At 55.9% G+C, this 15,324-nt stretch carries 11 protein-coding genes; 5 read left to right on the top strand and 6 right to left on the bottom strand.

Annotated features, from left to right (window positions below; genetic code table 11):
- The first annotated feature begins 15 nt into the window (after positions 1–15).
- The 4 genes from N7U68_RS00295 (at position 16) to N7U68_RS00280 (ending at position 5,534) form a co-directional block, all read left to right on the top strand.
- Positions 16–1,560, top strand: coding sequence for an ABC transporter substrate-binding protein (locus tag N7U68_RS00295; protein WP_263046735.1), 1,545 nt, complete (start codon positions 16–18; stop codon positions 1,558–1,560).
- Between the two features lie 73 nt (positions 1,561–1,633).
- The gene (locus tag N7U68_RS00290; RefSeq protein WP_263046734.1) at positions 1,634–2,584 is read left to right on the top strand and encodes an ABC transporter permease; all 951 of its coding nucleotides are present in this window, start codon (positions 1,634–1,636) and stop codon (positions 2,582–2,584) included.
- A gap of 47 nt (positions 2,585–2,631) precedes the next feature.
- Positions 2,632–3,468: an ABC transporter permease gene (locus tag N7U68_RS00285; RefSeq protein WP_263046733.1), complete on the top strand. Its 837-nt coding sequence runs from the start codon at positions 2,632–2,634 to the stop codon at positions 3,466–3,468.
- Between the two features lie 11 nt (positions 3,469–3,479).
- Entirely contained in the window at positions 3,480–5,534 is a 2,055-nt protein-coding gene (locus tag N7U68_RS00280) for a dipeptide ABC transporter ATP-binding protein (RefSeq protein WP_263046732.1), read from the top strand.
- A 267-nt stretch (positions 5,535–5,801) separates the two neighbouring features.
- Here the strand turns inward: N7U68_RS00280 and N7U68_RS00275 are convergent, their stop codons facing one another.
- From N7U68_RS00275 to N7U68_RS00250, 6 genes are all read right to left on the bottom strand, one after another.
- Positions 5,802–7,235, bottom strand: coding sequence for an aldehyde dehydrogenase family protein (locus N7U68_RS00275; protein WP_263046731.1), 1,434 nt, complete (start codon positions 7,233–7,235; stop codon positions 5,802–5,804).
- Between the two features lie 55 nt (positions 7,236–7,290).
- A complete protein-coding gene (locus N7U68_RS00270) occupies positions 7,291–8,547 on the bottom strand; it encodes an amidohydrolase family protein (RefSeq protein ID WP_263046730.1) in 1,257 nt (418 codons plus the stop codon).
- 15 nt (positions 8,548–8,562) lie between these two features.
- On the bottom strand, positions 8,563–9,612 hold the full coding sequence (locus tag N7U68_RS00265; protein ID WP_263046729.1) for an LLM class flavin-dependent oxidoreductase: 1,050 nt from the start codon (positions 9,610–9,612) through the stop codon (positions 8,563–8,565).
- A 67-nt stretch (positions 9,613–9,679) separates the two neighbouring features.
- Entirely contained in the window at positions 9,680–10,192 is a 513-nt protein-coding gene (locus N7U68_RS00260) for a flavin reductase family protein (RefSeq protein ID WP_263046728.1), read from the bottom strand.
- A gap of 410 nt (positions 10,193–10,602) precedes the next feature.
- Positions 10,603–11,949, bottom strand: coding sequence for a metal-dependent hydrolase family protein (locus tag N7U68_RS00255; protein ID WP_263046727.1), 1,347 nt, complete (start codon positions 11,947–11,949; stop codon positions 10,603–10,605).
- A gap of 473 nt (positions 11,950–12,422) precedes the next feature.
- Positions 12,423–13,313 (bottom strand): LysR family transcriptional regulator, encoded by an 891-nt coding sequence (locus N7U68_RS00250; protein WP_263046726.1) that lies wholly within the window; start codon positions 13,311–13,313, stop codon positions 12,423–12,425.
- Between the two features lie 898 nt (positions 13,314–14,211).
- On the opposite strand from N7U68_RS00250, the gene N7U68_RS00245 reads away from it, so the two are divergent.
- Positions 14,212–15,276, top strand: a complete 1,065-nt coding sequence (locus tag N7U68_RS00245; RefSeq protein WP_263046725.1) for an LLM class flavin-dependent oxidoreductase — start codon at positions 14,212–14,214, stop codon at positions 15,274–15,276.
- Positions 15,277–15,324: the final 48 nt, after the last annotated feature.

Below are 15,324 nucleotides of genomic sequence, written 5' to 3'. Positions count from 1 at the left end.
CAAGGGATTGATTATATGATACCGAAAGACAAACATCGACGTATCTTGCTGGTGGCCATCGCGTCCAGTGTTCTAGGTGCGGCCGGTCTGACAATGACCACCGGATATGCTGCGGCGCAGGAAGGCTGCGTAGAGATCTCCGGTACCGACCCCATCAAGGAAACTCAGACCATGGACCCCGCGTTCCTGTGGGGCGATGACGATGCCATGCACATTTGGTCTGTCTATGAGCCCCTGATCCACCTCGACGAAACGTTTCAGCCGATGCCGCGTCTGGCAGAGTCGTGGGAAGCCAATGCGGACGCAACGCAATGGACGTTCCATTTGCGCAAAGGCGTCAAGTTCCATGATGGTTCAGCGTTTGCGGCCAAGGATGCCGTCTACAGCATCAACCGCCTGACCGATCCCAATGTCGCGTCCCCAGCCGCGCCGGCCATGAGCTTTATGGAAGGGGCCGTTGTCGAAGCAGTCGACGACCACACGCTCAGCATTACAACGCAAAGCCCAGTTGTCGAACTGCCCGTTTTGCTGTCCTCGAAATTCGCGCTCATGGTCAAGGACGGTACGCCATCGACGGAATTGGCGCAGACTGCCAACGGAACCGGCGCGTTCATGGCACCGGATTATGTCCGCGCGGCGGATGTTCGCAAGCTGGTGGCCAACCCTGATTACTGGGACCCTGAGCTGCCGAAGAGCGATTGTCTGTTGATTACGGTCAAGACTGATCCCTTGGCAATGACGGCCGGGTTGCTCTCGAATGAAGTCGATTATGCTCCAGTGATTGATGGCTCGACCGCAAGATCACTGCAAAAGGCTGACAATGTTGAATTGCTGGCGTCCAAGCAGGGTTCGTTTCTGACTTTCGCCATGTGGACACAAACGCCGCCATTCGACGATGTGAGGGTACGCCAGGCGCTGAAGCTGGTGATCGACCGGCAGGTCATGGTGAACGCAGCATTGCTGGGCTTCGGGGTTGCGACGAACGATCACAACATTCCGCCCTTCTTCCCCACGGCGGCGCATAGCACGGTGCCTGAGCAAGATATTGAGCGTGCCCGTGAATTGCTGAAAGAAGCGGGCTACGAGGATGATCTGGAAATCGACCTGTTCTCGTCTGAGATCCAACCGGGCCTGACGAAGATGTCCACACTCTTTGCCCAGATGGCGAGCCAGGCGGGAGTAAAGGTGAACGTCGTCACCATGCCATCGTCGAGCTTCTGGGATGAAGTCTGGAACAAGCGGCCTTTCTACACCAGCAGCTGGGGGCTGCGTTCCACGGCTGATGGCCTCTCGGTGGCGCATCGTAGCGACGCGGGCTGGAACGAAACCCAGTGGCAGCGCGAAGATTATGACGCGCTTCTGGATAAGGCCGCACAGACGGTTGATCCCAAGGAACGCACCGAACTTTACCGCCAAGCCCAGATCATGCTGGAAGAAGAGGGTGGTACGATCAACCCCGTCATGGCCACGGCCGTCGCGGCTGTAAGCAAGGATTGCGGCGGGGTGCGTCTTTACGCTACCCAGACACCGGATTTCCGTTACCTGTACTGCGACCGGTGAACTGAGACCAGTGTTGCCTGCCTTGGGCGGGCAACACTTTATCTTGCTCCCTTAAATAGACGGAACATTGTAAATGATCAGCAAATTGATCGTTACGCGGATCTTTTACGCGCTTGTTACGCTGCTGTTGGTCTCCGCTGTGATTTTCGCAGCAGTCGAGATTTTGCCGGGTGATGTGGCGTCCCGAATTCTTGGTAGGTCTGCCACAGAGGAAAGCCTGGCCGAGCTGCGGCGGCAACTGGGCTATGATCAGCCTGCGCTTGTGCGATATTTTGAATGGCTGGGTGGAGTCGTGCAGGGCGATTTCGGAAATTCGATCTCGTCCCAACGCCCGGTGTCCGAGATTATCGGGCCGAAGCTCCTGAACACGGCGATCCTTGCAACCTGCGCCTTCTTGTTGTCGCTGCCGATGTCTCTCATCCCTGCGGCGTTGCAGGCGGTAAAGCCAGGGTCGCTCGTCGATACGATCATTTCGAGCGTCAACTTTGTTTTGTTGTCGATACCGGATTACCTTCTGGCGAGTATCGCGCTCATAACCTTTGTGGTGGCCTTTCCGATCCTCCCATCGACATCAATGGTCACCGAAAACTCAAGTTTCGGAGACTGGGTTGTTGCTCTGCTCATGCCGACTGTGGTGCTTGCCATATCCGTGTCGATCTACACGGTGCGCCTTTTGCGTGATGGTTTGATTGAGGTTCTGTCGCAGGACTATGTACGTATGGCGGAGCTGAAGGGGATGCCGCAGCGTATTGTGCTCTGGCGGCACGCGTTCCCGAACGCTCTTGGCCCGTCGATCAACAACATGGCATTGAATATTTCCTACCTGATCGGCGGTGTGATCATCGTTGAAGAAGTGTTCACATATCCAGGGTTCGGCAGCGTCATGGTGAACGCGCTGACAACACGTGATGCGCCGGTTGTCGAGGCGACCGTGCTGATCGCTGCGGCCATCTATATCTGCGCAAACACGCTTGCCGATATTGGGTCGATCCTTTCCAACCCAAGGCTTCGGGGCAAACATTGACCATGACGTCGAGCAGTCAAACAATATCGCAACACGGGATAAGCATAATGAAGTTTCGGGCACTGCCGCTGAGCATGCGGTTCGGTCTCGCCATCCTTGCCACGCATGTTGCGATCGCAATTTTGGGAATTTTCTGGACGCCGTTTCCGTTCGACAAGATTGGCGCGGGCATTCCTGCGACCGGGGCGAGCTGGGCACATCCCTTTGGCATCGATCAGTTGGGACGAGACGTTCTCAGCCGCATCATGTACGCGTCGCACATCGTTTTGATGATGACGATCACGGGGACGCTGATCGGAATGGTGCTGGGCACGACGCTCGGGTTGTTGTCGGCGCTTGTCGGCGGGTTCTTTGATACGATCTTGCAACGTTTTTTCGAGGCTCTGATCTCTATCCCCTTCCTAGTCCTCGGCCTGATCGCGATCAGTACCGCCGGTCCTAACCTGTCCGGTGAACCGATGCTGATTTCAGCTGTCGTCGGTTTTGTATTCTTTCCGCGCATTGCTCGGATCGCCCGTGCAGCGGGCTTGCAGGTGGTCACGAAGGACTACGTTGTGGCCGCCCGCCTGCGCGGGGAATCCTATCTGGCCATCGTCGTGCAGGAAGTGCTGCCAAATTGTTCTGGTCCTTTGCTGGTCGAACTGGCGCTGAGAGCAGGCTATGCGCCGGTGCTCATTGGTGCGTTCGGCTTTCTCGGCTTTGGCGTGCGAGCGCCGCTACCGGAGTGGGGGCTAATGTTGAGCGAGAACCGGGATCTGATTTTGCTGACGCCCATCACCACGATTGGGCCCGGCATCGCCTTGGCAACGCTTATCTTTGGCTTGAATCTTTTTACTGACGGGCTGGCGCGGATGCTCGACCGTTCGGGGGCGCGCGACCAATGACGGGAGACTACGTGAATCAAATCGATAAACAGGACAAAACGGCGGCCGACAGCTTGGTGCGAATTTCGGGCTTTGGGCTTGGTTACCAGATCGGGTCGCAGAATCTTCTCCAGATACTCCGGCATATTGATCTTACTATTCAAAAGGGCGACGTTGTCGGGTTGGTGGGTGAATCCGGCTGTGGCAAGTCCTCGTTGGCCTATAACCTGCTGGGGTATAGGGCAGGCAACAGCCGCATCATCAGCGGCCACGTCATGCTGGATGATGTTGATGTTACCACGCTGAGCCGGACGGAACTGGATAAGGTTCGCGGTCGCAAGGTGGCGCTGGTTCCGCAGGACCCGACGACCGCGCTGAGCCCGCATATGCGGATCGCGTCACAGCTTCGCGAGGTGCTGATTCAGCACGGCTATTCATCAAAATCCGTTGATACCGCGGGACGGCTGCGCGATTTGATGATGCTGATCGGGCTGACCGACACGGATCGTATTCTGAACAGCTATCCGCACGAGTTGTCGGGCGGCCAGCAACAGCGGATCGTCATTGCGATGGCGCTTTCCTGTGATCCTGAAGTCGTTGTTCTGGACGAGCCGACCACGGGTTTGGATGTCACCACCCAGGGCCAGATCATCCGCCTGCTGCGTTCATTGAAGGTAAAGCTTGGCACAGCGATGCTTTATGTCACGCATGATCTGAATGTTCTCGCTCAGATAGCGGACAGGGTCGTCGTGATGTATGCCGGATGTGTGGTCGAAACCGCACCGGTTGATCTGCTGTTTGAACAACCGGGTCATCCATATACCCGCGGATTGATCGGATCGATCCCAAGCATTCGCCAAACCGCCCGGAATGAAATGCGGTTGCAGGGTATCCTGCGGCGCTCGGAACTGGGGAATGGCTGCCCGTTTGCAGCGCGCTGCCAATATGCAACAGACAGATGCGTCCACGAAATGCCGGAAAGGGAACAGGCTGCGGCTCTACACGAGCTTGCCTGTCACCATTGGCGTGATCTGCCGAAATATGCCGCCTACGTATCCGCCGATGCGAAAACGGAAATTGCGAGCGTGGCGGACAGGAAGGACGTCTTGACCGTCGAGGACTTAGATATCAGCTACGGCTCGACCGGGTTTTTTTCGCGATTGCTGAGCCGTGGGACCGCGCCGGTGGTCAAGGGCTTTTCCCTGACGATCAAACGCGGTGAGATCGTATCGCTGGTCGGGGAGTCCGGCAGTGGAAAATCCACGATTGCCAAGGCGATCACCGGAATGATCGAATCCGTCAGCGGCAGTATCAAGTACATGGGCGACCAGGAGCTTGGGCTGATTGCTGCGCGTAAGAATGACCTTCTTCGCGAAATTCAGTATGTGTTCCAAAACCCGGACTCGTCACTCAATCCGAGACGCACAATCAGGGCGACCCTCACGCGTCCAATTCGCCGTTTTCAGCCCGATCTCACTGCCAACCAGCGGCTTGAGTTGATGGTGAGCGCCCTGCGCAATGTGCAATTGGACGAGTCTTACTTAAGCCGCTACCCTGGCCAGCTATCGGGGGGAGAGCGCCAGCGCGTGGCGATTGCACGTGGCCTGGTGGCAAACCCGTCACTTCTGTTGTGCGATGAGATTCTGTCGGCGCTGGATGTTTCGGTACAGGCCAAGGTCATCGACGTGTTGCTGGACCTGCGCAAGCAGGGCGACATCGCCATGCTGTTCATCAGCCACGACCTGTCGGTGGTGCGGGCCATCTCGGACCGGGTTGTCGTTCTGTATAAGGGGGCGGTAATGGAACAGGGCAAAACTGACCGCATCTATGAGCCACCTTACCATCCTTATACCCACGTGCTGCTGAGCGCCGCACCTGAACCCGGTCGGGCGCTTGGAGAAGGCGAGCCCGTTGAGCTTCCCAAACTTAGCGGGGAGGGCTGCGTCTTTGCCAACCGCTGCCCTTGGAAGAAGGGCGAAATCTGCGATCGGGAAACGCCGGCCGTGCGCCAGACCGAGGATCTGACGATTCATTGTCACCACGATCTGGAAACACTCGGAAAACTGGCAACCTGGCATAAGATGTGATCCCGTTGCGGACAGGCGGCGGGCCACAAATGCTAATCGTAGGAAACGACATGATCACTGGAAATGTGACGTGTCGCACCGCGCCTAGGTCGCGAATATCAAGCGCTGGTCGTGACGGAATGCGTTTGGCGAGCCATTTTGTGGCGCGGCGATTAAACGAAAGCCTAATATAACAATGGATTATTGGCCGGTGTCCTTAGGGTTGCTCAGGACACCGGCTAGAGTAGAGTGAACCGGTCGCGCGCAGGGCGCAGGCCCTGCACGAGTTTACCAACCGCTGATGGATTTGATCTCCAGAAATTCTTCCAAGCCCCAAATGCCGCCTTCGCGCCCATTGCCGGAATGTTTTACACCGCCGAACGGGCTTGTCGGGGCGCGTGCCGCATCGTTGACTATCACCATCCCGGACTGAAGTTTCCTTGCCAATCGCCGCGCTTTGTCGGGATCGCCGGTCTGGATGTAGTTTGTCAGCCCGAAATCGCAGTTATTGGCGAGCGCGATCGCGTGCTCTTCGGTGTCGAAGGGGGTCATCGCAAGGACCGGGCCAAAAATTTCCTCTCGGAAAATCCGCATGTCGGGGGTTACATTTGCAAAAACTGTGGGGCGCACATAGTAGCCCCGCGTGATCCCTTCGGGCCGTCCTGCGCCGCCGGCAACGAGGCGAGCACCTTCATCGAGGCCCGATTGTATCATTGCCTGTACCTTGTCATACTGCGGCCTGAGTGCCAGTGGACCAATATGCGCGCCGGATTTATCGGGTGCGTCGATATCGGTTTCTCGTGCGGTTTGGGCCGCAATCTTGACCGCTTCGTCAAAGCAGGACCGCTCTACCAGCATCCGGGTTGGTGCGTTGCAGGTTTGACCGCTGTTGTTGAAGCATTGCTTCGTGCCCTTGGCCACTGCCTGCCTGTAGTCACTGTCGGCAAACACGATGTTCGCTCCCTTGCCACCGAGCTCCAGCACGACGCGTTTGAAGGTGGGAGCGGCGGTCTCGGTGATGGCCTGTCCTGCGCGCCCTGAACCGGTCAGCGATATCATCCGAATGTCTGGGTGTTTTGACAGCGCGGCGCCAACACCCGGTCCGTTGCCATTGACGAGGTTGAACACGCCGTCTGGAAATGCAGCCTCGTCAATGAATTCGGCAAGGAGCATTGCGGAAAGTGGCGCGACTTCGGACGGCTTGAGGATGCATGTGCATCCGGCGGCCAATGCAGCGCCTACTTTCTGCGCGATTTGATTCATCGGCCAATTCCATGGCGTGATCAATGCGCTGACGCCGATCGGTTCGCGAATGATATGATCACGCTCGCGATCGGGCGTCAAAGGATGTTCGAATGCGTAGTTTCGCAGCACGTCGACAAAGGTTTTGATGTGACGCAGGGCAATGGCCACCTGAGGGCCTTTCGCCAGATCGATCGGGGCGCCCATCTCCATTGAGATGGTGCGCGCCATTTCGTCCTGCCGACGTTCAAAGATGGCCGCGAGGTTTTCCAGCAGTTCGATGCGCTGTTTTGCATCGGTTTGCGCCCAGCTTTCGAACGCATCTCTGGCCGAACGAACTGCGTGGTCAACATCCTCTTGTTCGCCAAGAGATATAACAGCACAGACGTCTTCGGTTGCGGGATTCACGACATCAAACTTGGCAGTGCCATGCGGGGCGACCCAGCTTCCGTTGATGTAGAATTGCTCGGAGTCAGGCATTGGTTTTCGAATCCTCTTTGGTTTGCAATCGTGGAATTTTCTGCCGGGTCAGAGATCAGAACACTGCTGGCCAGGGGTTCGAAACATCGATACCGTCCTTGTATACCGCGCGTATGCCACCCTCGCGGCGAAGAACGCCGATGTCCTCAAGCGGATTGCTGTTGAGCAGCACGACGTCGGCAATGGCATCCTTTGTGAGCAGGCCGGTCACGTCTTCCCGCCCCAAGGCCTCTGCGGCACGAACGGTCGCGGTTTCCAGTGCCTCAAGGGGCGACATGCCGAGTTCGACATAGAGTTCGAGCTCTCGAGCGTGGTTTCCGAACGGGCACAGGTTGCCAGACGAATCCGTGCCCATCGCGATCTTTACACCGGCCTTGATCGCCTTCTTGAGATTGCGCCGCCGGACCTCGCGAACCTCTTTCATTTTGGTAATCCCCTCGGGGCGCGCGCCGCTACGCTCGCTGTTGTGGATAACGAAATCGGAAATTGACAGGGTCGGCACCAGAATCGTGTCCTGTTTTAGCATTGTTTCGATGCAGCCGTCGTCCATGAAACTGCCATGTTCGACCGTATCTATGCCTGCCGCCAGAACCCGCCGGATGCCTTCAGTGGAATGGGCATGGGCCGCGACTTTCATGTCATAGTCATGCGCTTCGGACACGATGACTTTCATTTCTTCGAGCGTATAATTCGGCCAATGCACTTTGTCGCCTGCCGATTGGGTGCCAGCGCTGGCGGTGAACTTGATGAAGTCGGCGCCCAGCTTGCGGTGTGCGCGCACCACTAGGCGGCATTCGTCGACCCCGTCGGCGGTATCAAGAGGCTGACGAGCCCAGGCCGCAGGATAGAACAGATCGCCGCGACCACCGGTCATCGAGATGACCCAAGGCGCGACGCTGAGACGTGGGCCGGGCAACAGACCGCGGTCAATACAATTGCGCAGCTCGATGTCACCGCTGTCGCGGTGCCCCATGATCCGCAGTGTCGTGAAACCCGCAGCCAAGGCACGCAGCCCGTTGCGCACCCCATGCAATAGCTTCTCCGTTCCGGGCACCATCGCGCGATAGGTGGCATTGTCGACAATTCGACTCATGTCGGAATTTGTAGTCAAATGGACATGGACGTCTGACAAGCCCGGAATGGCGGTCACGCCTTCGCAATCGACAATCGTCGCGTTTTGTGGTGCGACAAGCTTTGCTGCGGGACCGATCTCTGCGACCCGCCCGTTCGTGATGAGTATCGATACCGCCTTTTGGATACTAGGGCCTTCACCCGGCCACAAATCCACGTTCATTAGTAGCGTCGAAGTCATGTTGTTCGCTCCTGATCAAGCTTCGGCTGAGGTCGCGCTTTTTTGCGAAATTGAGAAATGCGGCATCACTTCTTCCACAATGCACTGGATTGTTTCCATGGTCTCTTCCTGAGAAGGGCCGAAGTTCATGTTCAGGCTGATCCGATCGATTCCTAAATCCAAGAACTGTCCGAGACGGTCCACCATTTCTTGGGGTGGGCAGATCAGAAGGTTCTGTTCGAGTTCTTCGATCGTTTGCGTGCGAGGCAACGAACGGACCGTGCCTGCATCGACGATGACCGGGCCAGTGAAGATGTTGTCGAAGCGGCTGAAGTGGTGGTGCGCTTGCTCCAGTTTCTTCTGCTTCTGTGCCTCTGATGTTGCAATATGGCCGGAACGGGACACGATCAGTTGCAGTTTATCGCCTTGCTCCTCCAGTTCTTGCTTGCCGCGATTGAATGCATCCACCTGCGCCTTGAAATGGATCTTGTCACCTGCAAGCGGCGTGGTCAGGATGTTAAACCCGCGCTTACTGCAATGGTAGATAGCTTCGGGGTTGAGCACCGCCATTAACATGGGTGGGCCACCCGGTGTTACTGGTCGCGGCATGACCGTCAGGGGGGCGAATTTGTAGTATTTCCCGTCCCAGGACACTTCTTCTTCGGACAAAAGCGCCTGCAAGATATTGAGCGATTCATCGAACCTCTCGCGGGCTTCATCCATCGGAACGTCCAGCCGCTCCATCTCAAACTTGTAGGCGCCGCGACCTACACCAAGGATCAAACGGCCTTCGCAGAAAATATCCGCCACGATCACCTCACCGGCATAGATGCGCATGTCGTGAAGAGGCAGGACAACCACGCCGGTGATGATCTCAAGGTTTTTCGTGTGGGCTGCAATCTTGACCGCTGCCGTCAGCGGCGCAGGCATGACGCCGATTTCCAAAAGGTGATGTTCGGTTACGGAAACAGATTTGTATCCCAGCTTGTCGGCCAGAATGGCTTGATCAACCATGTCCTTGTAGATGCGATCGCCACCGTGAGATTTGTCATGGTAGTCCATAGTGAAATGAAGATCGAATTCCATTTTTTCCTCGTTTGTAAATTCGCTTCACGCGATCGGCCGGACGTACGAAAAGATATTGATGGGATTGCTAGTTTGTCGCGAACGGGGTGGTGAAATGCAGCCCGCGATAGGCTCCGTCATGATAGGTCAGGGGCGGTTTCCGAGCCGAAACAACATGAGCGACCTCACCGATGAAAACCGTATGGCTACCATGGTCTATGGCCTTTACTATCTTGGCCGTGAATATGGTGGCGCTTTCAATTCCCGGTGCGAGCCCGGCCAGCTCGAGCAAGTTCAACCCCTCGAAACGATCAGGGTAATCCGCATCGAATTCGCCGGCGAATGTACGTGCTATATCGCGGCATTCCTCGGGCAGAACGTTCACTGTAAAACAGCCATTTTCCGTAACCATCTGGCTGATGCGGCTATCGCTGCGCAGGCACACCAGAACAGTTGGTGGGTCAGCGGAAAGGGAATTGAATGCACTGACGGTTGCGCCATGCCGCCCGGCGTTGCCGTCCGTTGTGACGACGGTGACTGAACACGCGACATCGCGCATGGCTTTGATGAATTGATTTCGATCCGCGTTCACAATTGTCATGTCAGTTCTCCACAGTATCAGGCCCGTTGAGGCGAGACGAGATTGCGTAGGCGATTGGGGCCAGGTTCGGCCAGCTTGGGACGTCATCAAGGTGGTGAGGGCACCAGCGCATTGAGATCAATGAAAATATACTGCGTCAGAATTGATCTTTAAAACGAAACTTTTGCGCCCGAAAAATCAACTATTCCGATTTGTCGGGTGCCGATATTTCTGCGGAAAATGGAGCTATCGAAATAGATTTCGCCCCCATGAACATTGGAAAGTGAACTGTCGAATATCTCTCAGTGAGAGGGCGATCACGGTGGGATATAAAGCACATTTTACGGCGGAGGTGCTGCTGGAGCAGCTGTGCTGCGCCCGGGGTGGGCAAGACTGCGGCACGGCCAGACCACGGGTACTAACGCGCGCAGTCAGAATATTGCCGGCCAGGGGTTTGTCACGTCAATCCCGGACTTGAAGACGGCTCGCAAACCACCCTCGCGGTTCAGTAATCCAATGTCATTCAGTGGGTTGCCGTTCACCAGCACGATATCAGCATATTTCCCTGTTTCGACAGTGCCGATTTCATCTTCCATACCCAGCGCCTCGGCGGCGACAGACGTTGTCGTCAACAATGCCTCGGCAGGGGACATGCCAAGCTTGACATAAAGTTCGAGTTCACGCGCGTGTTCGCCGAACTCGCACAGATTGCCTGAAGAATCGGTGCCCATGACAATCTTTACGCCCGCATCCTTTGCCCTGCGTACATATTGCCCGGAACTATCGTTGTCCCCCTGCATTTTTTCCAGACCCTGCGCTGGCACGCCGGATTTTGAGCCTCTGCGCGCGATGGAATCTCCAATCGCCAGTGTTGGCACCAAATAAGCCCCCTGATCGACCATCATCTGAATCAGTTCATCGGTGATGTTGGTGCCGTGCTCGATGGTGTCGACACCTGCCAAAAGTGCACGCTTTATGCCTTCGGGAGAATGAGCGTGGGCAGCAACCTTCAGGTCGTAATCATGGGCTTCGCTGACAATGACCTTCAGTTCGTCCACGGTGTAATTCGGCCAGTGAACCTTGTCGTCGGCGGAAAGGTATCCCGCGCTCGCGGTCACCTTGATGAACCCGGCTCCAAGCTTGCGCTGCAATCGAACCAGTTTCCGACATTCCTCTACGCCGTCCGCAGTATCGAGGGGTTGGCGTGGCAAAGCGGCAGGATAGAACAGGTCGCCCCGTCCTCCGGTCATGGAAATCACCCAAGGTGCAACCAGCAACCGCGGGCCGGGCAGTAGGCCGCGATCAATCATCGATGCCAGTTCGACATCGCCGCTTTCGCGATGGCCCATGACGCGCAAGGTCGTGAAGCCGGCTGCTAAGGCGCGCAGGCCGTTGCGTACGCCATGCAGCAGCTTCTCTGTTCCCGGGACAAGTGCACGGTACATCGAGTTATCGACGACCTTGGAGTAATCGGAGTTGGTCGTGAGATGGACATGGGCATCGATCATTCCGGGAATTGCCGTTGTTCCTTGGCCGTCGACCACTTTCTCGTTGACTGAGGGCTGCAAGTCGCCCGCAGGCGCGACGTCGGCGATCCGATCACCGCGCACGCGGATCGACATATTGGGTTCTATTTCGGCATTCTTGCCGCGCCACAGCGCCACGTTGGTGATGATCGTTTCTTGCATATTTCCGCTCATATAAGGGCCGACTCCAATTTGCTCGCGTGACGTGCAAGGGTTCGCGAAATTCCGCCGCCGATGCGCGTTTTCAAACAAAACCGCCGTTGCGTTAGCTCCGTCGGCGCCGCATTTAGTTCCTGCTGTCAGGATAGCGCCACCTGCTCTGCACGCTCACTGTTACCAAGTATGGTTATCGAACAGAGTCGCTAGGATTAAAAATGAATAAAACTAAGCGTACGGATTGATTATTTTGATCGATCTCTGGTAGGTGCGGTAGGGGATAAATCTGGCCGGTATCCAGGTTGATTCAGTGGTTGGAAGGTAGTGATTATGCTGCCAATATCGTGCTTGAAGCTATCCGCGCGGAGAGGATGCGTGCCGAACCGCTTAACGACACCCCCGGTCATCCGGTGGGGCTTGAGGTCGCTTGTCGGATGACGGCTTGGTCTCGGCCAGTGCCTGTCAGCCCACCATGAAGGAGGAGGGCATCACTGCCTGAAATGAAGCCTTCCCGCACCTTCCGCAGCGGAATAAACCGGTCAGAACTTTGGCCTCACACCCGAGTACTTCTAGAGTAACTTCCACTTTTTTATGAACCCGGCGTTTCTTTCCTTCAACCTCTCGGAAATCTCTTTCAAGTCATTCAGGATTTGTGGGAACCAGTCATTCTCGGCCATCTTCTCTCGGTAAGAAAACCAGACAGAACGGGTGAACGGATTTACGTCGGGAACCACATGCAACGTTCCTTCTTCGACCTTGTCGAATATCATTCGGGTGGGGAAATAAGCGGACCCACCGAGTTCTTCGATCCAGTCCAGGGCCCAATTCCCATAGTTTATGATTACCGGAGGGGTAATTTCAGGTGGCTTTATCTTGGCGTGTTCCATGTCGAAGTCTCTCCCCCATTCCACATAGGTATATTCCGGATGCCATACGCATTGGGTTCGTGGTGTTGTCGAAACCAAAACGAGTTGTTCCTCGAACAGATACTCAAAAACAACATTGGTACGAGGGCGGACGTCATATAGGAGGGCTGCGTCGTAGATGCCTTGAGCGAGGCAGGAGTTGATGGCGTCAGCAGATTTATTCTCGACGAGCACGGAGATGTTGGCGTTATCCCGGTAGATTTTTTTCAGAAAATCCTTTGCCAACCCGGGCCAAAGGGCTGATTCGGCTGCAAATTTGAACTGGGTCGATCGCGCGTTTGGTAGTAGCAGATCTTGCTGGGCCTGCTTCCAGATCTGGATGATCATCTCGGCGTATGTGCGGAAGCGTTGCCCCGCGTCAGTCGGCTCGACGCCACTACGGCTCCTATGAAAGAGTCGCTGACCCACCAGGCTTTCCAGTGAATTGATACGTGTGGTCACAGTCGATTGAGTGACATTCAAGTACTCTGCCGCTCGATTGAAATTGCGGAGATCGAGAACAGCCAGATAGGTGCGCGCGAGCGTAATATTCATCTTGATCCTCCGAAAGTTAACACTGTGCAGTATTCCATTCGTCAGAATGAGACGCATCTGATTTTCCAGAAGCTCGGGTTGCTCAGTTTGCGTTGGCTTGTTCCATAATCAGCGGGCGAGTGCACGCCGGTTTTCATATGTTCAGAGCTTCGTCGTCTAACATTACTGTGCCCCGAGGTCCTCTTCTCCGCTGCCGTGGCGTTTGGGCCGTCGACCCGTCGACGCAGTGACACAAGGTCAAACGTCGCCACGGTTGGAACGATCGAGCCGAAATCACAGACGCACAAGCATGGTGAGTCCGATGCTGGCACAGGTGGGTTCCCGGATTTTGTTCGCATAGAGCACGATAGCTGCCCACTCGTCGTCAACTGGATTTTTTTGTCTCGCAAAATTCAAGATGGCGGTAAGCGCGCTGCTTGTATGAAAGGCGCGACAATGCCGGACACTCGGCGCCGTGGCTGCAGGCTATTGGAAAGGGGGGGGCAGATCACAATATTGAGCCAATTTTCCCACCAACTTCAATCTAAAATTTCTATCCGTGATGTCGAAAAGTTTCGTTTTACCACCCAGAGGAAGGGTGCAATATTCGCTTTTGTGCTCGCCGAGGGTCGCCTGAACGCTATGCCTGAACGCTCAGCTGAGCCAGGGGCAGGGGGCCGTGACACGCAACGGATTAACCAGAAAGGGGCAATTGATGACCTCCAAGGTCGACCCAAACTCCGCGAAGTGGCGGACGCCAATTGTCCCGGCAAGGGTAGCTGTCTGACACGGTGTAATGCCAGTGTCTAGGAAGCAAGCGGAACCGATCCCCGGGCGCAAAGTCAATCGACTTCTCTAAACAGGTGGCAAGATTCCGATCGTACCATCGCAAGGACTCTTTGTAGGAAAGGAACCCAAGTTGGATTTCAACATTCACTTCTCGATGGATCACCATGACAAAGCCTATGGTGGTAAACGTATCTACAACGACATGTTTCGACAGTGTATCCTCGCGGACAAATTGGGCTATGCTTCTGTCTCGGTGACAGAACATCACCTGCTAGAACTCGGCGCCAACCCCGCGCCCTTGACTTCGGCCGTCAAGATTGCAGCGCAAACCAAGAATGTGGAGATCCTGACCGGTGTCGTGGTGCTACCACTGCACGATATGCGCACCTATGCCGGTGAAGTCGTCCTGGCCGACTATTTCTGTGATGGCCGTCTCGTGCTGGGGGTGGGGCGCGGGGCCTATGCGTACGAGATGGAGCGCCTAGGGGTACCTATGAACGAAACCCTAGAGCGATTTGATGAATCGCTTAATGTCCTGCAGGCGCTGCTGAGCGAAGAAGAGGTGTCCTGGAAGGGAAATTACTACAATTTTGAGCCTCTTACGATTATGCCTCGTCCGGAGAAGCGGGGTGGTCCGCGTATGTTGATGTCGGCGTTAAGGCCGGAGGCGATCTATCACAGCACAAAACGTGGCTTCAACATTTTGACCACTCCGCTGCATGGCGACGTCCAGCATTTTAATGGCCAGGTGAACGCGTTCCTTCGCGCCAAAGACGAAATGGGGGAAGCGGGCAGGGAGCTTAAACTGACGGCGGCGCGCGGGGCGTTTCTGGTCAAGAACGACGCGGAAAAGCAAGCGCTGCTGGAGACGGCGGACAATTTATGGCAACGGTTCGATAACGTGTTCACTGGACCCGGCATCGTCGAGAATGGCTTAGCCAAGGCTTTGCCGCGCAAGCAGACATTGGAAGAGCTTGCTGAAAACATGATCATTTGTTCGACCAACGAGATGATCGACCGTCTTGCACCGTTTCAAGAGCTTGGGGTTGACCGGGTAAGCCTGGATATCAGTTTCACCCAAAACCACGCAGCGTGCATGGAAATGATCCAACGCTTTGCGGAAGAGGTGATGCCGCATTTCGCGAAACCAGCGGGCGCAGCGCCGGAGCGCGCGACAGGAAAAGAACCTGCATAATGGTGTTGAATGGCCAAATTGTGGGTGCTGCGGCATGCGGCGCCCCTC

The organism is Roseovarius pelagicus, from assembly GCF_025639885.1.
GTDB lineage: Bacteria > Pseudomonadota > Alphaproteobacteria > Rhodobacterales > Rhodobacteraceae > Roseovarius > Roseovarius pelagicus.
The sequence above is the reverse complement of the archived record's forward strand: the minus strand, read 5'-3'. Positions and strand labels throughout refer to the sequence as shown.